Source organism: Microbacterium sp. PRF11, from assembly GCF_031844085.1.
In the GTDB taxonomy this organism is placed as follows: Bacteria; Actinomycetota; Actinomycetes; order Actinomycetales; family Microbacteriaceae; genus Microbacterium.
In genome coordinates, this window is sequence record NZ_JAUZUP010000003.1 from 216,361 (window position 1) to 234,854 (window position 18,494).

21 protein-coding genes are annotated in these 18,494 nt (G+C 70.8%); 12 read left to right on the plus strand and 9 right to left on the minus strand.

What is annotated here, in order from left to right; genetic code table 11:
* Positions 1-157: 157 nt before the first annotated feature.
* Positions 158-550, minus strand: a complete 393-nt coding sequence (locus Q9R20_RS09835) for a PaaI family thioesterase (protein ID WP_311249172.1) — start codon at positions 548-550, stop codon at positions 158-160.
* Between the two features lie 120 nt (positions 551-670).
* Between Q9R20_RS09835 and Q9R20_RS09840 the strand changes: the two genes are divergently transcribed.
* Positions 671-1,993: an MFS transporter gene (locus tag Q9R20_RS09840; protein WP_311249173.1), complete on the plus strand. Its 1,323-nt coding sequence runs from the start codon at positions 671-673 to the stop codon at positions 1,991-1,993.
* 162 nt (positions 1,994-2,155) lie between these two features.
* Here the strand turns inward: Q9R20_RS09840 and Q9R20_RS09845 are convergent, their stop codons facing one another.
* From Q9R20_RS09845 to Q9R20_RS09865, 5 genes are all read right to left on the minus strand, one after another.
* Positions 2,156-2,776: a TetR/AcrR family transcriptional regulator gene (locus Q9R20_RS09845; RefSeq protein WP_311249174.1), complete on the minus strand. Its 621-nt coding sequence runs from the start codon at positions 2,774-2,776 to the stop codon at positions 2,156-2,158.
* Positions 2,777-2,788: 12 nt separating this feature from the next.
* The gene (locus Q9R20_RS09850) at positions 2,789-4,198 is read right to left on the minus strand and encodes an NAD(P)/FAD-dependent oxidoreductase (protein ID WP_311249175.1); all 1,410 of its coding nucleotides are present in this window, start codon (positions 4,196-4,198) and stop codon (positions 2,789-2,791) included.
* Positions 4,199-4,407: 209 nt separating this feature from the next.
* Entirely contained in the window at positions 4,408-4,662 is a 255-nt protein-coding gene (locus Q9R20_RS09855; RefSeq protein ID WP_311249176.1) for a hypothetical protein, read from the minus strand.
* Positions 4,663-4,696: 34 nt separating this feature from the next.
* Positions 4,697-5,539 carry an NAD(P)-dependent oxidoreductase gene (locus tag Q9R20_RS09860; RefSeq protein WP_311249177.1) on the minus strand — a complete coding sequence of 281 codons (843 nt, stop codon included), beginning with the start codon at positions 5,537-5,539 and terminating at the stop codon, positions 4,697-4,699.
* A 117-nt stretch (positions 5,540-5,656) separates the two neighbouring features.
* Complete coding sequence (locus Q9R20_RS09865; RefSeq protein WP_295839789.1) at positions 5,657-6,073, minus strand: Asp23/Gls24 family envelope stress response protein; 417 nt, start codon at positions 6,071-6,073, stop codon at positions 5,657-5,659.
* Between the two features lie 120 nt (positions 6,074-6,193).
* Between Q9R20_RS09865 and Q9R20_RS09870 the strand changes: the two genes are divergently transcribed.
* From Q9R20_RS09870 to Q9R20_RS09895, 6 genes are all read left to right on the plus strand, one after another.
* A complete protein-coding gene (locus tag Q9R20_RS09870; RefSeq protein ID WP_311249178.1) occupies positions 6,194-6,736 on the plus strand; it encodes a sigma-70 family RNA polymerase sigma factor in 543 nt (180 codons plus the stop codon).
* 5 nt (positions 6,737-6,741) lie between these two features.
* A complete protein-coding gene (locus tag Q9R20_RS09875) occupies positions 6,742-7,311 on the plus strand; it encodes an Asp23/Gls24 family envelope stress response protein (protein WP_311249179.1) in 570 nt (189 codons plus the stop codon).
* The gene (locus Q9R20_RS09880; protein ID WP_311249180.1) at positions 7,308-7,628 is read left to right on the plus strand and encodes a hypothetical protein; all 321 of its coding nucleotides are present in this window, start codon (positions 7,308-7,310) and stop codon (positions 7,626-7,628) included. The genes Q9R20_RS09875 and Q9R20_RS09880 overlap by 4 nt, the downstream gene beginning before the upstream one ends.
* A gap of 71 nt (positions 7,629-7,699) precedes the next feature.
* Positions 7,700-8,548: an SDR family oxidoreductase gene (locus tag Q9R20_RS09885; RefSeq protein WP_311249181.1), complete on the plus strand. Its 849-nt coding sequence runs from the start codon at positions 7,700-7,702 to the stop codon at positions 8,546-8,548.
* A gap of 127 nt (positions 8,549-8,675) precedes the next feature.
* On the plus strand, positions 8,676-9,680 hold the full coding sequence (locus Q9R20_RS09890) for a pyridoxal-phosphate dependent enzyme (RefSeq protein ID WP_311249182.1): 1,005 nt from the start codon (positions 8,676-8,678) through the stop codon (positions 9,678-9,680).
* Entirely contained in the window at positions 9,677-10,837 is a 1,161-nt protein-coding gene (locus tag Q9R20_RS09895; RefSeq protein WP_311249183.1) for a cystathionine gamma-synthase, read from the plus strand. Before Q9R20_RS09890 ends, Q9R20_RS09895 begins: the two co-directional genes overlap by 4 nt.
* 131 nt (positions 10,838-10,968) lie before the next feature.
* Here the strand turns inward: Q9R20_RS09895 and Q9R20_RS09900 are convergent, their stop codons facing one another.
* Positions 10,969-11,604, minus strand: coding sequence for an NADPH-dependent F420 reductase (locus Q9R20_RS09900; RefSeq protein ID WP_311249184.1), 636 nt, complete (start codon positions 11,602-11,604; stop codon positions 10,969-10,971).
* 355 nt (positions 11,605-11,959) lie between these two features.
* Here Q9R20_RS09900 and Q9R20_RS09905 point away from each other — a divergent pair, with 355 nt between their 5' ends.
* Genes Q9R20_RS09905 through Q9R20_RS09920 form a run of 4 tightly spaced genes read left to right on the plus strand, consistent with a single transcriptional unit; the run spans position 11,960 to position 14,784 of the window.
* The gene (locus Q9R20_RS09905) at positions 11,960-12,757 is read left to right on the plus strand and encodes a sulfite exporter TauE/SafE family protein (protein ID WP_396653678.1); all 798 of its coding nucleotides are present in this window, start codon (positions 11,960-11,962) and stop codon (positions 12,755-12,757) included.
* Between the two features lie 40 nt (positions 12,758-12,797).
* The gene (locus tag Q9R20_RS09910; RefSeq protein ID WP_295839781.1) at positions 12,798-13,247 is read left to right on the plus strand and encodes a MaoC family dehydratase N-terminal domain-containing protein; all 450 of its coding nucleotides are present in this window, start codon (positions 12,798-12,800) and stop codon (positions 13,245-13,247) included.
* Complete coding sequence (locus Q9R20_RS09915; RefSeq protein WP_311249185.1) at positions 13,244-13,648, plus strand: MaoC/PaaZ C-terminal domain-containing protein; 405 nt, start codon at positions 13,244-13,246, stop codon at positions 13,646-13,648. The genes Q9R20_RS09910 and Q9R20_RS09915 overlap by 4 nt, the downstream gene beginning before the upstream one ends.
* Complete coding sequence (locus tag Q9R20_RS09920) at positions 13,648-14,784, plus strand: UDP-N-acetylmuramate dehydrogenase (protein WP_311249186.1); 1,137 nt, start codon at positions 13,648-13,650, stop codon at positions 14,782-14,784. Before Q9R20_RS09915 ends, Q9R20_RS09920 begins: the two co-directional genes overlap by 1 nt.
* A gap of 75 nt (positions 14,785-14,859) precedes the next feature.
* Here the strand turns inward: Q9R20_RS09920 and Q9R20_RS09925 are convergent, their stop codons facing one another.
* Together Q9R20_RS09925 and Q9R20_RS09930 are read right to left on the minus strand one after the other, a co-directional pair.
* The gene (locus Q9R20_RS09925; protein ID WP_311249187.1) at positions 14,860-15,753 is read right to left on the minus strand and encodes a DUF559 domain-containing protein; all 894 of its coding nucleotides are present in this window, start codon (positions 15,751-15,753) and stop codon (positions 14,860-14,862) included.
* 144 nt (positions 15,754-15,897) lie between these two features.
* The gene (locus Q9R20_RS09930; RefSeq protein ID WP_311249188.1) at positions 15,898-17,097 is read right to left on the minus strand and encodes a pyridoxal phosphate-dependent aminotransferase; all 1,200 of its coding nucleotides are present in this window, start codon (positions 17,095-17,097) and stop codon (positions 15,898-15,900) included.
* Between the two features lie 84 nt (positions 17,098-17,181).
* On the opposite strand from Q9R20_RS09930, the gene Q9R20_RS09935 reads away from it, so the two are divergent.
* Positions 17,182-18,477 (plus strand): chloride channel protein, encoded by a 1,296-nt coding sequence (locus Q9R20_RS09935; protein ID WP_311249189.1) that lies wholly within the window; start codon positions 17,182-17,184, stop codon positions 18,475-18,477.
* The last annotated feature ends 17 nt before the right edge of the window (positions 18,478-18,494 follow it).

Below are 18,494 nucleotides of genomic sequence, written 5' to 3' on the forward strand. Positions count from 1 at the left end.
GATGGGGGTGGGTGTCGTCTCCGGCTTCGAGATGGCACCCATACGCCCGTCGAGAGATGTTCGGGACTGACGTCGACGGGCGAGGGGTTGCACTGCATGGGGGCAGTGCAACCCCTCGGACTCCCGACACGAGATCCAGGATGCCAGAGCCCCGGGCTCAGTCCGGATCGACGACGAGGTTCGTGATGCGGGCCGTCGCGATGGTCCGGTCGGCGTCGTCGCGGATCGCCACGTCGTAGGTCGCCACGCGCCGACCGCGGTGCGCGGGCGTGGCGACGGCGAAGATGCGACCCTCGCGCGCGCCGCGGTGGTGGGTGATGTTCAGATCGACCCCCACGCAGACCTTGCCGAGGGTCGAGGCGTGGATCATCGCCGCCCACGATCCGACCGCCTCCGCGAGCGCGGCGGTGGCGCCCCCGTGGAGGCGGCCGAGCGACTGCGTGTTGCCGGTGACCGGCATCCAGGCGGCGACGCGGTCGGCGGACTGCTCGGTGACGGTGATGCCGAGGCGCTCGTCGAGGGCGCCGGGGACGATGACCCAGGGTGGCATGGGGGCTCCTTCCGCCGCCCTCTTGTCGGGCGGGCGCACCTCTGACACTATTACTGAACGTTCGGTCGGTAACAGTGCCCATCGGACGTCCACACCCGACCACGGAACGACGGAGTTCTCATGGCCTCGCAGACTGCGGCATCCGCCCCCGCCACCACCGGCGTGACCCGAGAGGAACGGCGCGTGCTCGCCGGCACGCTCGTGGGCACCTCTATCGAGTGGTACGACTTCTTCATCTACGCCCAGGCGGCCGGGCTGGTGCTCGCGCCCCTGTTCCTCGCGCCCCTCGCCGAGAGCGACCCGGCGATCGCCCAGGTGCTCTCGTTCGCCACGATCGGCATCTCCTTCCTCTTCCGTCCCCTGGGCGCCGTCGTCGCCGGCTGGCTCGGCGATCGCCTGGGGCGCAAGAAGATGCTCGTGCTCACGCTCATCATGATGGGCGTCTCGACGGCCCTCATCGGTGTGCTGCCCACCTACGCCGCCATCGGCGTCGCGGCGCCCGTGCTGCTCATCCTCCTTCGCGTGCTGCAGGGCTTCTCGGCCGGCGGCGAGTGGGGCGGAGCGGCGCTGCTGTCGGTCGAGCACGCCCCCGCCCACCGTCGCGGCTACTTCGGCGCCTACCCGCAGATCGGGGTGCCGGTCGGCATGATCCTGGCCACCGCGACACTGTGGATCCTGACCTCGTCGATGTCGGGGGAGGCCTTCCTCGCGTGGGGCTGGCGCGTGCCCTTCCTGTTCTCGATCGTGCTGATCGTCGTCGGCTACGTCATCCGCCGCGCGGTCGAGGAGAGCCCGGTGTTCGAGGACCTCCTGCGACGCCGCAAGGAGTCCTCCGCGCCTCTCGGACAGCTCTTCCGCAAGAACTGGCGCGAGGTCGCCCTGACCGCCTTCGTCTTCATCGGCAACAACGCCGCCGGCTACCTGCTCATCGCCTTCTTCGCGACGTACTCGGTATCGGTGCTCGGTATGGAGCGTCCGACGGTGCTGCTGGCCACGACCCTGGCCTCCTTCGGCTGGCTCGGCTTCACCCTCTGGGGCGGTCGCCTGTCGGACCGACTCGGACGCGTCCGCACCTTCCAGCTCGGCTATCTGCTGCTGGCGGTCTGGGCCGTACCGATGTGGTTCCTCATCGACACCGCGAACATCTTCTGGTACTTCGTCGCCCTGTTCGTGATGACTCTCGGCCTCGGGCTGTCGTATGGACCGCAGGCGGCGCTCTACGCCGAGATGTTCCCCGCGAACGTGCGCTACTCGGGCGTCTCGATCGGCTACGCGCTCGGAGCGATCATGGGCGGGGCGTTCGCGCCGATGATCGCCGAGGCGCTGCTGCGTTCCACGGGCGCCTCATGGACGATCGGCCTGTACATCGCGGTCGCCGCGCTCGTCTCGCTCGGCGCCGTCTCGCTGATCAAGGAGACGAAGGGCGTCGACCTGCGGGCCTGATCCCGGAGGGGCCTCGCGCGTGGCGCGGGCCCCTCCTCCGTGCGCGCGAGGTCACACGATCCGCGCGAGATCACGTGTTACGGGCGGCGCGGATCGTGTGCGCTCGAGCGGATCGTGTGATCTCGGCGGGCGCTTGGGAGCCGCGCGGCGGGCGCGCGCGCCTCAGGCGGTGCGGAGGCCGTCGAGGGCGATGCGCACGATGTCGGCACCGAGGCGGTCGCCGTCGACCCCGCCGCCGGGGCGGTACCACTCGACGACCGAGTTGATCATGCCGAACAGCAGACGGGCGGCGACCGCCGCGTCGACGTCGTCGCGCACCCCGCCCTCGCGCTGCGCCGCGGCGACGAGATCGGTCACCCGGTGGTCGAACACGCGTCGACGCTCCAGCGCCGCCTGCTCGACCGCGCTGTTTCCGCGCACGCGCAGCAGCAGGGTGACCGCCGGCAGCTGGGCCACGAGCACGTCGGTGGCACCGGTGAGCACGAAGCGCAGGCGATCGGATGCCGCGCCCTCTCGGGCGCCGGGCTCGTCGAGCACGGATTCGAGCCCGCCGAGGGCGGCCTCGAGGGCGACGGAGAGGAGCTCCTCCTTTGAGGAGAAGTGATGGTACAGCGCCGACTTGGTCAACCCGAGTCGGCGGGCGAGGTCGGACACGCTCGTGGCGTCGTAGCCCTGCTCGTTGAACACCTGCACGGCCACCGCGAGGATGCCTTCGCGGTCGTATCCCGGCCGCCCGCGCCGGGCGGGGGCGTCGGGGGAGGCAGTCGTCGGGTCGGCGGTCACGGAATCAGTGTGTCACTCCAGCAGCGCGGGGGCGTCGGCGTGCAGCAACGCGCGCGCCGCGTTGCCGATGACCGCGCTGTAGGTCGGGTAGGCGAAGCGCACGCCCGCCAGGGTGGAGACGTCGATGCCTGCGGCCATCGCCGTCGTCACCGACTGGATCACCTCGACGGCGTTCTCGCCGACCGCGTGCGCCCCGAGCACCAGTTCGCGCCGGCGATCGGCGATGAGCATGAGGAACCCGCTCTCGCGATCGTCGATGACGGCCCGGTCGAGGTCGGCGAAGCGCACGGTCGCCACGACGCACGACGCGTCGCGTTCGCGCGCCTGCTCCTCGGTGAGGCCCACTCCCGCGTAGTCGGGGTCGGTGAATCCGCCGGCGGGCAGGAGGTGGTGTGGGGTGCGGCGGTTCGCTCCGAGTACGGCGTTCTCGGCGGCGGCCTCACCCTCGAACTGGGCGGCCTGGACGAGCATGTCGCGCCCGTTCGCGTCGCCGACGGCCAGGATGTGCGGCACGACGGTGCGGAAGTACCGGTCGACCGGGATGGCCGAGCGCACCACCTCGACGCCGGCCTTGTCGAGCCCGAGGTCTTCGACGTCGGCCGGCCAACCGGTCGCCATGATGACGACGTCGACCTCGCGCTCGTGCGCGGCGCCGCCTTCGCGCCAGGTGAGGCGGATCGCGCCGTCGTCCTGACGGTCGAGGCGTTCGACGGTCTCGATCCCGGTGCGGACATCGATGTCGTGGCCGGCGAAGGAATCGGCGATCGCCGCCGAGATCTTCGCATCGGATGCCATGAGCACCCGCGGAGCCACGTCGAGGAGAGTGACCTCGGAGCCGAAGGAGCGGAACACCGTCACCAGCTGCGCCCCCGTGTTGCCCGCACCGATCACGGCCACCCGTCGCGGCAGCTCCGGCAGCGACAGCACATCCTCGGGAACGGTCGCCCATTCCGCGCCGGGGATCGGCAGACGCCGCGAATGACCGCCCACGCACACCAGGATGGACTCCGCGCGGATGCGCCGGCCGCTGTCGAGCACCAGGGTGTGATCGTCGACGAAGCGGGCCCGGCCCTCGTGCACGAGGTCGACGCCGGCGGCTGCGAACCGCTCCGCCTCGCGTTTGATCGAGCGGACGGCATCCACTCGCTCGTGTACGCGTGCGACGACCGCGGACCAGTCGACTCGGGGTTCGTTGACGACGATGCCGTAGTCGTCGGCCGCGCGGGTCTCGCGCATCAGGCGAGCGGCTTTGGCGAGGACGCGGGTCGGCACGCACCCGGTGTTGACGCAGGTCCCGCCGACGCGCCCCGCTTCGAGCACGACGACGGAGGCGCCGAGTTCCGCCGCGCGCAGGGCGGCGGCGGTTCCGGCGGGGCCGGCGCCGATCACGGCGATGTCGTAGCTGTCGGCGTCCTTGGTCACGGTGGTCCTCCCGGCGGGTCGAGGGCTCCAGTCAACCGCGGCGCCGTGGCGAAGCCGCGGGGCTTGCGGTCGACGTCGGGAGGGCTCGCCCGCCGCGATCGGTCGACGTGGGGAGGGCCTTCCCGCCGCGATCGGTCGACGTGGGGAGGGCCTGCCCGCCGCGATCGGCCGACGCCGGGAGGCGTCGCCCGCGGGTCAGCCGTCGGCGTTCAGAACCCCTCGTACAGCTGCGTCGCGGACAGCCCGGTGCCGCCGAGCGCGTGCACACCCGGGGCCGGGTGCAGCTCGAAGGTGTCGCCGTCGTATCGCAGCTCGGCGGTGTAGTCGCCGCGGGTGTCGAGCTTGACCTCGTAGCGACCGGTGTCGATGAGCCGCAGCGTCACCACGGCACCGGAGCGCGCGAGGAAGCTGACCTCTTTCTCGCGCGCCGTCGGCAGCGGGATCTGGGGTTCGTCGGCATCCATTCCCCGAGTGTGCCACGCTCCCGCCGCCACGGGGTCAGCGGTGGTCGCGCCAGGAGTGCTGCGGCTCGTAACCGAGCAGTCGGCGCGCCTTGTCGATGGAGAGCAGGGTTCGCGTGTCGCCGAGGTCGCCGCGCGTCTCGACGCCGGGGAACACCTCGGCCACGAGCTCGGCGTTCGGTCGGGTCATGACCGTGTCGGCGGCGGCGATGATGAACGTGTCGAAGCCGGCCGGAGCGGTCTCGAGCGCGCGGTCCACGGCCTGGGCTCCGTCGCGGGCGTCGATGTAGCCCCAGAGGTTCCACTTGCGGGTGCGGGCGTCGTGGTCGAACGGGAACTCTGCGTAGTCCTCGGGCACCATGACGTTGGAGAAGCGCAGCGCGGTGATCGACAGCTCGGGGTTCCACCGCACCAGCTCGACCGCGAGACGCTCCTCGAGCGTCTTCACGAGCGAGTAGACCGACTCGGGACGCGGCGCGTACTCCTCGTCGACGGGGATGTACGGGGGCGGCACGTCGAAGGGGAGACCCAGGACCGTCTCGCTCGAGGCGTAGACGATTCTCTGGATGCCGAGCCGCGTCGCCGCCCAGAACACGTTGAACGTGCTCGCCATGTTGTTGTGGAACGTGGCGATGTCCGAGCGGATGCCCGGGGCCGGGATCGCCGCGAGATGGACGAGGGCGTCGAAACCGTCGTGCTGGTCGTTGACCGCGGTGAGGGCGTCGACGACCTGGCCGTAGTCGGTGAGGTCGACCTGGACGAAGCCCGGACCGCGCTCTCCACGCACGTCGAGGCCGATGACGTCGTGACCGGCGGCGCGCAGCTCGCGAGCCACGACGGTGCCGAGTTTGCCGGATGAGCCGGTGAGGGCGATGCGCACGGGTGCTCCTGGGGTCGGGGGAGGGGATGCCGCCGACGATAGCGCGGGGGACGGACATCGTCCGCGCCATCGACGGCGAAGGCCCGCGAGCCGGTGCTCGCGGGCCGGGACGCCGCGTCAGTGGACGCGGGCCTCCTCCTGCTCGTCGTCGTCATCGCTGGGGATGTAGACGTCGACCACGGTCACATTGACCTCGACGACCTTCATGCCCACGATCTCGGTGATGGCCTTCTCGACGGCCGAGCGCACGTTCTCCGCGACGCGCTGGATGCGCTCGGGGTAGTCGACCTGGATCGCGATGTCGGCGGCGACCTCGGTCTCGCCGACCTCGACGCTCACGCCCTGGGCGTAGTCCTTCGCACCCACGGCCTGGCGGATGTTGCCGATGACGCGAGCGGCACCGCCGCCGAGCGCGTGCACACCGGGCACCTCGGCCGCGGCGATGCCGGCGACCTTCGCGACGACGGGGTCGACGATGACCGTCTTGCCGCCGTTCGCGCGGGCGTCGGCCGAGAGGGAGGAGTTCTGTGCCATGAGGGGCGTCCTTTCGTCAAGTGCCCGGGGCGGGTCAGCTCCGGGGTGTTCGCTATGTGGACGAGCCCGGTTCGTGAAACGTCACGCATCGAGCCTGAAAAAACGCTGACAGGAACCTCAATGCCCTCTTTGTCCTCCGCCACCGATGCGTTCCTCGCGGCGCGCGCGGCCGACGGCGATCAATTGGCGTTCGGAGTGCTGGTGCGACGTCATGCACCGTTCCTCGTGGCTTTCGCGACGCGCCTCACCGGGTCGCGGGCCGACGCCGACGACTGCGTGCAGGAAGCGCTCATCACGGCGTGGCGCCGCCTTCCCGACCTCACCGACCCCGAGAAGGTGCGAAGCTGGCTCACGACGATCGTCTCGCGCAAGGCGACCGATCGTCTGCGGTCCCGCAAGGTGTCGGATCAGATCGACGAGGAGATGGTCTCCGCGCGTGACGACCCGGAACGCGCCGTCGTCGCGTCCTCCCAGATGGACGCGCTGAAGAAGGTGATCGCGGAGCTGCCCGAGGAGCTGCGCGTGGTGTGGGTGCTGCGCGAGGTCGGCGGGCACAGCTACGACGAGATCGCCGTCGAGGTGGGCGAATCCGCGGCGACCGTCCGCGGCCGTCTCGCTCGGGCGCGCAAGACCGTGTTGGACCGGATGCAGGAGTGGAGGTGACCGGAATGAGCGAGCACAGCGACGACGTCGGAGGCTCGGGTTACTCCCTGGAAGACCTCTCCGCCTACCTCGATCGCGGACGTACCCCCCGCATCCCCGCGATCGAGCGCAACGCCGAATGCCAGGCCGTCCTGGCGTCGATGGAACGCATGGGTCGACTGTCGCGGGAGATCGTCGAGGAGCAGGCCGCCGAACCGATCCCGGAGTCGTGGTACGACACCGTGATGCGGGAGGTGATGCGCGAGTTCCGCGCGGGCCGCGATATCCCCCTCGCCCGCACAGACGACGGGACCGAGCTCGTCGTGACCGAGGGCGCTCTGTACGAGCTGATCCGCTCGGTCGGCGACGGCATCGAGGGTCTGCTGGTGGGGCGCGTGCGCATCGACCGCCCCGACGACGGGGCGCTCGACGTCCGCGCGACGGTGAGCGTGCGGTTCGGCCGCCGGATGACCTCCGCGGTCGACGAGATGCGCGAGGGCGTGCGCTCCGCCATCGAGAGACACGGCGAGCTCCGGGTGGGTCGCGTCGACATCACCGTGGGCGACGTGCACCTGGACGAGGGGGAGGACTCATGACCCGCAACACCGCCGCAGAACTGGCCCCGCGCATCGATCTCGCCGTGACGGCGGTGGAGGGCGTGCGCGAGAGCTACTCGGCGCGTCCGGTCGTGGCGCGCGCCTTCGAACGCGTCGCCGACGTGGAGGGTTCGCTCGCCGCCGTCGAGGACGTCGCGGGCGCCCGGGCCATCACGGTGTGCATCGGTGTGTCCGACCTCGACGACGCCGCCGAGGTGGCCGGCGCGGTGGCCGAGGCCGCCCGCGGCGCGGGCGACGACGACGTACCGGCATCCGTGCGGGTGCGCGTGGCGCGGTTGATCGCTCCCGCTTCCTGAGGAGTTCTCGGCCGCGACACGTCGAGGCGGCATACTCTGGAGGGGTCGAGAACCCGCCCACCGGAGGCCGTATGCCCACGTCGCCCGTCATCGCCGTCACCGGATCCACCGGAGCAGTCGGCGGCCGCGTCGCTCGCGATCTCGCCGCCCGCGGCATCCCGCAGCGCCTCTTGGTGCGCGATGCCTCCCGTGCTCCGCGACTCGACGGCGCCGAGGTGCACGTCGCGCGGTACTCCGACGCGGATGCCGCCCGCACGGCGCTCGAGGGTGTCGACACGCTCTTCATGGTCTCGGCCTCCGAGACCGCCGACCGGGTGGAGCACCACCGCACCTTCGTCGAGGCGGCCGCCCAGGCCGGCGTGCGCTCGATCGTGTACACCTCGTTCCTGGCGGCGGCACCCGACGCGGTGTTCACGCTCGGCCGCGATCACGCGGCCACCGAGGAGATCATCCGCGCGTCGGGAATGCGCTGGACGTTCCTGCGCGACAACTTCTACATGGACATGATGGAGCTGTTCGCCGGCGACGACGGCGTCATCCGCGGTCCGGCCGGCGAAGGACGTTGCTCCCTGGTGTCGCGCTCCGACGTCGCAGCGACCGCGGTGGCGGTGCTGCTCGAACCCTCGGCGCACGCCGACGCCGCGTACGACCTCACCGGTCCCGAGGCGTTGACGATGGCGGAGGTGGCCGAGAAGATCTCGGCGGTGCGCGGTCACCCCGTGCGGTTCGTGGATGAGACGGTCGACGAGGCCTACGTCTCGCGTGCGGCCTTCGGCGCTCCGCGCTGGCAGGTCGATGCATGGGTGAGCACGTACACCTCGATCGCCAGCGGTGACCTCGCCGTGGTGTCGACCGATGTCGAACGGGTCACCGGCCGCCCCGCGCAGAGTTTCGAGGAGTTCCTCGGCGCCGTGTCCTGAGGAAGGTGCGTCGGGTATGCTGACGGCGTGCTGACCTGTCGCTGTTGTCGCTGAACGCCCCGCGTTCTTTTTCGACGACCCCGTCAGCCGTGCCCGGATCGGGCGCACCAACCTCCAGGACTCCATCGTGCGTTACGCCCAGAGCGTCGCCGACCTCGTCGGCAACACCCCCCTCGTCCGCCTCTCCCGCGTCACCGACGGCATCGCCGCCACGGTCCTCGCGAAGATCGAATACTTCAACCCCGGCGGTTCTGCGAAGGACCGCATCGCGGCCAACATCGTCGACGCCGCCGAGCGCGACGGTCTGCTGAAACCGGGCGGGGTGATCGTCGAACCGACCAGCGGCAACACCGGCGTCGGTCTCGCCCTCGTCGCGCAGCAGCGCGGCTACCGGTGCGTCTTCGTGGTGCCCGACAAGGTCGCCGAAGACAAGCGCGCGGTGCTGCGCGCCTACGGCGCCGAGGTCGTGGTGACGCCGACGAACGTCGAGCCCGAGGACCCGGACTCGTACTACAGCGTGTCCGACCGTCTCGTGCGCGAGATCCCCGGCGCCTTCAAGCCGAACCAGTACGCCAACCCGAACGGCCCGCGCAGCCACTACGAGACCACGGGCCCCGAGATCTGGCGCGATACCGACGGGGAGCTCACGCACTTCGTCGCCGGCGTCGGCACGGGCGGCACGATCAGCGGTACCGGGCGCTACCTTCGCGAGGTCGCCGGATCGGCCGTGCGCATCATCGGCGTCGACCCCGTCGGCTCGATCTACTCGGGCGGCGACATCCACGGGTACGACGTCGAGGGCGTCGGCGAGGACTTCTGGCCCCCGGCCTTCGATCCCGCGATCGTCGACGGCTACGAGCGCATCTCGGATGCCGAGTCCTTCGCCATGACCCGGCGCCTCGCCCGCGAGGAGGGCCTGCTGGTCGGCGGATCCAGCGGCATGGCCGTGGTCGGCGCCCTCCGCGTCGCCCGCGATCTCCCCGCCGACGCGGTCGTCGTCGTCGTCCTCCCCGACCACGGGCGCGGCTATCTCAGCAAGATCTTCGACGACGACTGGATGATCCAGCGGGGCTACGACGTTGCACCCGTGGCATCCGTCATCCCCCCGAGCAGCCAGGAGCACTCCGCATGAGCACCCACGACGCCGCCCGCGGCTTCGACAGCCTCGCCGTCCACGCCGGGCAGGCGCCCGACGAGACCACCGGTGCGGTCATCCCGCCGATCCACGTGTCGACGACCTACGCGCAGGACGGGATCGGCGGTCTCCGCAACGGCTACGAGTACGGGCGCAGCGGGAACCCCACGCGCACCGCTCTGGAGACGCAGGTCGCCGCTCTCGAGGGGGCCGTGCGGGCGCTGTCGTTCTCGTCGGGTCTCGCCGGCGAGGACGCGCTGCTGCGAGCGGCGCTCGTCCCGGGCGACGAGGTGCTGCTCGGCAACGACGTCTACGGCGGCACCTACCGCCTGCTTGCCCGCGTGCTGGGCCCGTGGGGCGTGAAGCTGCGCGTGGTCGACATGAGCGACCTGGATGCCGTCTCCGCCGCGATCGAGGAGCGCGCGCCGCGGATGGTGTGGGTGGAGACCCCCAGCAACCCGATGCTGCGCATCACCGACATCGCCGGGCTCGCTCGTCTCGGGCACGCCGCCGGCGCGATCGTCGTCGTCGACAACACCTTCGCCTCGCCGGCGCTGCAGCGTCCGATCCCGCTCGGCGCCGATGTCGTGGTGCACTCCGCGACGAAGTACCTCGGCGGGCACAGCGACGTCGTGGGCGGGGCGCTCGCCTTCGCCGACGCCGACCTCGCCGAGAAGGTGCAGTTCCTGCAGTTCGCCGCCGGCGCGGTGTCGGGCCCGTTCGACGCCTACCTGACCACCCGCGGCATCAAGACGCTGGCCGTGCGCATGCAGCGACACAGCTCCAACGCCCAGGCCGTCGCCGAGCACCTGGCCGGACACGGTCGCGTCGCGAAGGTGTACTACCCGGGCCTGCCCACGCACCCCGGCCACGCGCTCGCCGCGTCGCAGATGAGCGGCTTCGGGGGCATCGTGTCGCTGGAACTGGCCGACGGGGCCGCGGCGCGGCGCTTCGCGGAGTCGACGCGTCTGTTCACGCTCGCGGAGTCGCTGGGCGGTGTCGAGTCGCTCGTGAACTACCCGGATGCCATGACCCACGCCTCCGTCCGCGGGACCGAGCTCGCGGTGCCCGAGACGATCGTGCGCCTGTCGGTGGGCATCGAGTCTGTCGACGACCTCGTCGCCGACGTCGACCAAGCGCTCGCGTCGCTCTGACGAACGCACGAACCCGGCGTCCCGCGAGTGCGGGCGCCGGGTTCAGTGTTTCGCGTGAGGTGCCAGTTTCTGTCGCTTGCGAGGGCCTCGAAGCGACAAAAACTGGCACCTCACGCGAGGGAGGGGCGGGGTCAGCGCTCGGCGCGGGTGAGGTTCTGCTCGAGCTCCTCGGCGTTCTGGCGCACGACGTAGGCGGGCTGGTCGCGCTCGACCCGCCAGCTCTCGCTCAGGGGCCCGATGTTGACCGCGTCGAAGCCGAACTCGTCGTAGATGCGGGTCACGAGGGCCACGGCCTCGTCGGAGTCGCTCGAGGTGGCGAGGGCGCGACGGTTCTCTGTGCCGGCGGGGGAGCCGTCGGTGAGGATGTCGGCGGCCATGATGTGGTTGAACGCCTTGACGACGTGCGACTCGGGAAGGTGCTCCTGCAGCATCTGCGAGGTGGTGGTCTTCTTCTCGTCGAGCTCGGCGATGTGCCCGTCGCGCTCGAAGTAGTAGTTGTTCGTGTCGAGGACGATCTTTCCCGCGAGCGGGGCGACCGGGACCTCGGTGTACGCCTTGAGCGGCACGGTCACCACCACGATGTCGCCGGCCCGGGCCGCTTCCTCCGCGGTGGCGGCGCGGGCGCGCTCGCCGACGGAGGAGACCAGGTCGGACAGGGTTTCGGGGCCTCGGGAGTTCGCGATCACGACGTCGTAGCCGTGTTGTGCGAAGCCCTTCGCGAGAGCCGAGCCGATGTGTCCTGCGCCGATGATTCCTACGGTTGTCATGGGCTCGTCAACCGCGGCATCCTGTCGGACATTCCCGGGAGCGGTTCCATGTCTTCAGCGACCTAAATAATTAGCAGTTTTAAGGACCTTCGTCAACCGGTCTGTTCTCTACGCGTGCGGCGCTTATCGTCATTTCTGTCGCACCCTCACGCGAGTGGTCGCAGTCCGGTGTTCGGGTCACCGTCCTGCTTGACCTGTGAGGGCGACGGCCCCCGGTGGACGCGGCTTCGGACCACCGGGGGCCGCTTTCGTTCCGCCCCCTCCCGCCCGCTCGCCCGGGACGGCGACAGTGCGGTGCGACACTGGAGGGCGCGGGACATCTCCCGTGCCCCGCCCTCCCCGAGGAATCATCGACGTGACCAGCGACACCCGCCCGCTTCGCACCACCCGCCTGTATCTGGTCTGCATCGGGGTGGGATTGCTCGCGGGCCTGCTGTCGGGGCTCTTCGGCGTGGGCGGCGGCACCGTCATCGTCCCGCTGCTCGTGCTGATCCTCGGCTTCGATCAGCGCCTGGCCGCCGGCACCTCGCTCGCGGCGATCGTGCCCACCGCGTCCGTGGGAGTCATCACGTACGCCGTTGACGGCCATGTCGCGTGGCTGCCCGCTCTGATCCTGGCGTCCGGAGCGGTGGTGGGTGCGCAGATCGGCACGTGGCTCCTGCCGAAGCTGTCGCAGACGGCGCTGCGGTGGGCGTTCGTGACGTTCCTCCTCGCCGTGATCGTCAGCCTCTACTTCGTCATCCCCTCCCGCGACGCCGAGCTCGAGCTGACCTGGATCACGGGTCCCGGGCTCGCCGCGCTCGGTGTCGTCACCGGCATCCTGGCGGGTCTGCTGGGCGTGGGTGGCGGCATCATCGTCGTGCCCGCGCTGCTGCTGGTCTTCGGAACGAGCGATCTGGTGGCCAAGGGGACCTCGCTGCTCATGATGATTCCCACGGCCGTGTCGGGAACGGTCGGCAACATCCGCCGGCGCAACGTCGATCTGACCGCGGCGGTGTGCGTCGGGATCGCGGCGTGCGCGACGACGGCGCTCGGTGCGCAGATCGCCAAGGCCATCGACCCGTTCGTCGCCAACGTCCTGTTCTCGGTGTTCCTCGTGTTCATCGCCACGCAGATCGCGGTCAAGGCCGTCCGCGGACGCCACCAGCGCTGACGCCGGACGACGGGCGACCCGCCCTCGGTACACTGAGGCGGTGCCCGTGAACCCCGAACTGGTCGGTCGTGCCTTCCCGCCGACCGCGCCGTACCTGGTCGGCCGCGAGAAGGTGCGCGAGTTCGCCCGCGCCGTGTTCGCCGACGCCCCGCAGCATTCCGACCCCGAGGCCGCTCGCGCGCTCGGCTACGCCGACGTCGTCGCGCCGCCGACCTTCGCGATGGTCGTGCAGGACCTCACGCTCCAGCAGCTCCTGGGCGACCCCGACTCGGGGATCGAGCTCTCGCGGCTCGTGCACGCGGAGCAGCGCTTCCGCTACTCGCGCCCGATCGTTGCCGGCGACGAGCTCGTCGCGACGCTGTCGGTCACCGGCATCCGCTCGATGGGCGGCAACGCGATGATCACCAGCGAGGCCGAGATCGTGGATGCCGACGGCGCCCACGTCGTGACGACCACCAGCGTCCTGCTGGCCGGGGAGGGCGGCGCATGAGCGCGTTCACCGTGGGCGACGTGATCGCCGAGCGCTCCGTGCACCTGACCCGCGAGTCGCTCGTGCGCTACGCGGGCGCGTCGGGCGACTTCAACCCCATCCACTACCGCGACGACGTCGCCGCCGCCGTGGGTCTCCCCGGGGTCCTCGCGCACGGCATGCTCACGATGGGCATCGCCGTCGGCACCCTGGCCGAGGCGCTGGGCGACTCCGGCCGCATCGCCGAGTACGGTGTGCGCTTCACGCGCCCCGTCGTGGTCGACCCCGAGACCGGTGCCGATCTGCACGTCAGCGCCAAGGTCGGCGCCGTCGACGACGACACCGCCCGCATCGACCTCACCATGACGTTCGGCGGCACCACCGTGCTCGGCAAGGCGCAGGTGCGGGTGCGGCCGTCCTGATGCCCGAGGTCGACGCCGTCCCGCTCTCGCAGCTGACGACGCTGCGCACCGGTGGCGTACCCGCGCGCCTGGTCGAGGCGGCATCCGCCGACGAGCTCGTCGCCGCCCTGCGCGAGACCTGGGCGACGGGGGAGCCGTGGTTCGTCCTCGGCGGCGGCTCGAACCTCTTCGTCGGCGACGAACCGTTCGAGGGCACGGTGATCCGCGTACGCTCGAGCGGGATCGAGGAGCTGCCCGGAACCCGTCCCGACACCGTGCGTCTGCGCGTGCAGGCGGGCCACGACTGGGACGCCCTCGTGGCCGAGACCGTCGAGCGCGGTCTCGCCGGGATCGAGGCGATGTCCGGCATCCCCGGCACCGTGGGCGCCGCCCCCGTGCAGAACGTCGGCGCCTACGGTCAGGAGATCGTGCAGACCCTCGTCGAGGTCGAGTTGATCGACGAGGCGACGGGAGACGTGTCGACCGTTCCGGCATCCGAACTGGGCCTGGGCTTTCGCACCTCGGTGCTCAAGCAGCACTACGGCTCCGTCCCGGAGCGGTCCGCGGTCATCCTGTCGGTGACGCTCGAACTCGCCCGCGTCGGTGCGGGGGAGCGTCCCATCGCGGGCGCGCAACTGCGCGGTGCCTTGGGCCTGGATGCCGCCGACGCGGTGTCGCTGCGCTGGATCCGCGATCACGTGCTGGCGACCCGCGCGCGCAAGGGCATGGTGCTCGATCCGGAGGATCCCGACACCTGGAGTGCCGGCTCGTTCTTCCAGAACGCGATCGTGTCGGAGTCGTTCGCCCGGACGCTGCCCGCCGAGTGCCCGAAGTGGCCGCTGGCGCCGGATCTCGACCCGGTGACGGTGATCCCCCTGGCCGCGTTCGACGGCATCCTGCCCCCGCCTCCGATCGAGCGGCGCGAGGTGAAGGTGAGCGCCGCGTGGCTTATCGAGAACGCCGGGCTCTCGCGCGGTTTCCGCTTCCCGCGCTCGCGCGCCGGCCTCTCCACCAAGCACACCCTCGCGCTGACCAACCGCGGCGAGGCCACGGCGGCCGAGATCGCGCAGCTGGCCCGTTTCGTGCAGCAGCGCGTGCACTCCGAGTTCGGCCTGCTCCTGCAGCCCGAGCCCGTCCTGGTGAACGTCGAGCTGTAGCGCCCCCCGTCTCTTTCGCGCGAGTCGCCAAGATTTGTCGCTTCACGACCTGTTCAGGCGACAAATCTTGGCGACTCACGCGGGGGTGACGGCCAGTAGACGGCGAATGCGCGCGAGCAGAGCCGGAGGATCATCGAAGTCGCGTGCCGTGACGGTCGTCACCCGGTAGCCGAGCGACTCGAGTTGGGCTCGACGCGACTGATCTCTGCTCCACTGTCGCGGGTCCCGGTGGTAGTCCCCGTCGTACTCGAGGATCAGGCGTTCGTCGGGATACAACAGGTCGACGCGCGCCACGAACCGCGCACCGTCGAAGATCTCGACGTTGCACTGCGGCGCGGGTAATCCGGACTGGATCAGAAGAACGCGCAGCTCGGATTCACGCGGCGATTCGGCGCGCTCATCGGCCAGATCCACCGCGAGCCGGCGTCTCTTCGACCCTCGACCGCCCAGGAAACGTCGGTGCATCTTCTCGAGCTCCTCGCGTGTGGCGATCGGCTGTCGGTGCGAGATCAGGTGATCGGAGACGGCCGTCAGCTGGCCGACCCCGAGCATCTCCGCGAGCTCCGCCCACGTCCGAAGCGGCGACGTGCACCGGATGCCGCCGACCTCGACGATGTCGTCGGGCAGCACCGAGAGAGCCCGACCGGTGGTGCGAGGGCGGCGGATCCGGTTCTGGCCCGCGGGGACCCCGACGAACGGTTGCTCCAGCGCCGTCTCCGACAGGGCGTACGGCAGGGGGAGCCCCTGCAGGGCGGCGGACGTCGGGCCGCAGAAGAACGCGTGATCGGGCAACGCACGCAGCAGCGCCGCGAGCTGATCCGTCTGCGTCGAGGACTCCGCGACGCGGATGCCGGCGTGCGGAGTGGCCCACGCAGCCGCGCGCAGCGTGCTGGGGGTCAGGCCGTGATGCGCGCCTTCGGCGACGGTGAACGCGGCAGCGGGTCCGGTGAGACGGCGGTTTCTCGGCATCCGCCGATCATGCTCGTTCCCCCACCGGCTCCCGCTTTTCTCTCCACAACCCCCCGTCGCCCCGCGCGTGAGTCGCCAAGATATGTCGCTTCAACCGGTGCCGAAGCGACAAAATCTGGCGACTCACGCGCGAGAAGGGCGGGGTCAGGAGAAGAGGCGCTGTAGGCGCTGGACGCCCTCGAGGAGCTGGTCGTCGCCGAGGGCGTACGACAGGCGCAGGTAACCGCTCGGGCCGAAGGCCTCGCCAGGGACCACGGCCACCTCGGCCTGCTCGAGGATGAGGTCGGCCAGCTCCAGCGAGGTGCGCGGCGTCACGCCGCCCCACTCGCGGTTCAGCAGGCCGCGCACGTCGGGGTAGGCGTAGAACGCGCCGAGCGGGTTGGGCACCTCGACGCCGTCGATCTTCGACAGCTCCGACACGATCAGCTGACGGCGCCGGTCGAAGGCGAGACGGAACTGCTCGGCCTCGTCCTGCGGGCCGTTCAGGGCCGCCGCCGCGGCGATCTGCGCGACGTTGTTGACGTTGCTCGACAGGTGCGACTGAAGGTTGCCGGCGAGCTTCATGGCATCCGCCGGTCCCACCATCCAGCCCACGCGCCACCCGGTCATGGCGTAGGTCTTCGCGACGCCGTTGACGAGGATCGTCTGCTCGGCGAGCTCGGGGACGGCCTCGACGATCGAGACCGCGCGGACGCCCTCGTAGGTGAGGTTCTGGTAGATCTCGTCGGTGATGACCCAGATGCCGTGCTCGAGCGCCCAGCGGCCGATCTCGGCCGTCTCCTCGGGCGTGTACACCGAGCCGGTGGGGTTCGAGGGCGACACGAACACGAGCACCGTGGTCTTGTCGGTGCGGGCGGCCTCGAGTTGTGCGACGGTGACCTTGTAGTCCTGGTCGGCACCGGCGAAGACCTCGACCGGGGTGCCGTCGGCGAGGGCGATGGCCTCGGGGTAGGTGGTCCAGTAGGGCGCCGGCAGCAGCACCTCGTCGCCGGGGTTCACCACCGTCTGGAACGCCTGGTAGACGGACTGCTTGCCGCCGTTGGTCACGATCACCTGCGAGGGGGCCACCTCGAGGCCCGAGTCGCGCAGCGTCTTGGCCGCGATCGCCTCGCGCAGCACGGGAAGGCCCGCGGCGGGCGTGTACCGGTAGTTCTTCTTGTCCTGCAGCGCCTGGGCGGCGGCATCCACGATGAACGACGGCGTGGCGAAATCCGGCTCGCCCGCCGCATACGAGATGACCGGTCGACCGGCGGCCTGGAGGGCCTTGGCCTTGGCATCGACCTTGAGGGTCGCGGACTCGGCGATGGCGGACAGCTTGCGGGAGAGCGGGGCGCGGGAAGTCACGAGTCAGAGCCTACTGTTCGCGCCCGTCCCCGCCGAGGGCGACCGCGTGCGGAACACGAAACACGGGTCCGTTAGCGTGGCGAGGTGACCGCTTCGCTGCCCTCTCCCGTGCGCTCTCGACGTCGCGGTCTCGGTACCCTCGTGCGCCTCGGCGTGGCGACCCTCATCGCCGGCGTCGGTGCGGGACTGGCTGTGCTGCTGCTGGTGTGGATCGTGCACAGCCTCGAGCACCTCGTCTGGGGTCACGAGGAGGGGCCGTTCCTCGACGGGCTGGCGTACCCGAGCGTGTGGTGGCTGCCGATCGTGACGGTCGGCGGTGCGGGCGTCGTCGCCGCCGTTGGCTGGTACCTGATCCGTCGGTTCGGGCGGCCGCTGGCCACCGTCGAGCAGGGTGTTGCCGGGTCCCGGATGCCGTGGTGGGAGACGCTCGTCGACACCGTGCTGCAGGTCGGATCGGTCGCCTTCGGCGCGTCGATCGGCAAGGAGGTCGCTCCGCGCGAGCTCTCCGCGATGGCGAGTTCCAAGATCGTGCGCTGGTTCCGCCTCGATGCCCGCTGGCGCCGCATCGTGATCGCCTCCGCGGCCGGGGCGGGTCTGGCGGCGGTGTACAACGTGCCGCTGGGCGGGGCGCTCTTCGCGATCGAGATCCTCCTCGCGCAGTTCAGCGTCGGTGCGGCGGTCGTCGCGCTCGCCGCCAGCACCATCGCCACCCTCGTCGCGCGCCCGCTGGTGGGCGACGGCTCGCTCTACTCCGTTGGCGCCGTCGACGTGAACGCCTCCCTCATCGTGGCGGCCGTGCTCATCGGCCCGCTCATGGGGTGGGGCGCGACGAGCTTCTCGACGGTGACGAAGAAGCTCGGTCGGTTCCGTCCGCAGGGGTGGAAGCTGCTCGTCGTGATGCCGCTCGCCTTCACGGCGGTCGGGGCCCTCGGGGCGGCCTTCCCCCTCATCCTGGGCAACGGCCGCGCCCTGGCCTCGGCCGGCTTCGACCTCTCCCAACCGGCGCTGCTGCTGCTCGCCCTCGCGGTGATGAAGTACGTCGCCACGAGCGTCTCCCTCGGCGCCGGGGCGATCGGCGGCACCCTGCAGCCCTCCGTCGCGATCGGGTCCGCCCTCGGTGCGGCCGCGGCGGCCGGTTGGGCGTTCGTCTGGCCGGGCGCCGACGGCACGGCCCTGGCGATCGTCGCGGCCGCGGCGTTCCTGGCATCCAACATGCGTGCGCCGTTCACCGCGATCGCCCTGGTCATCGAGTTCACCGACACGGGGTTCACGCTGCTGCTGCCGATCTTCCTCGCCGTCGCCGGGTCGCTCGCGGCGTCCAGGCTGACCTCGCGCGAGAGCCTGCGCGGCTTCGCACCGGTCGACCCGGCCCGCCCGTAGAACCCCCCTAGGCTCGT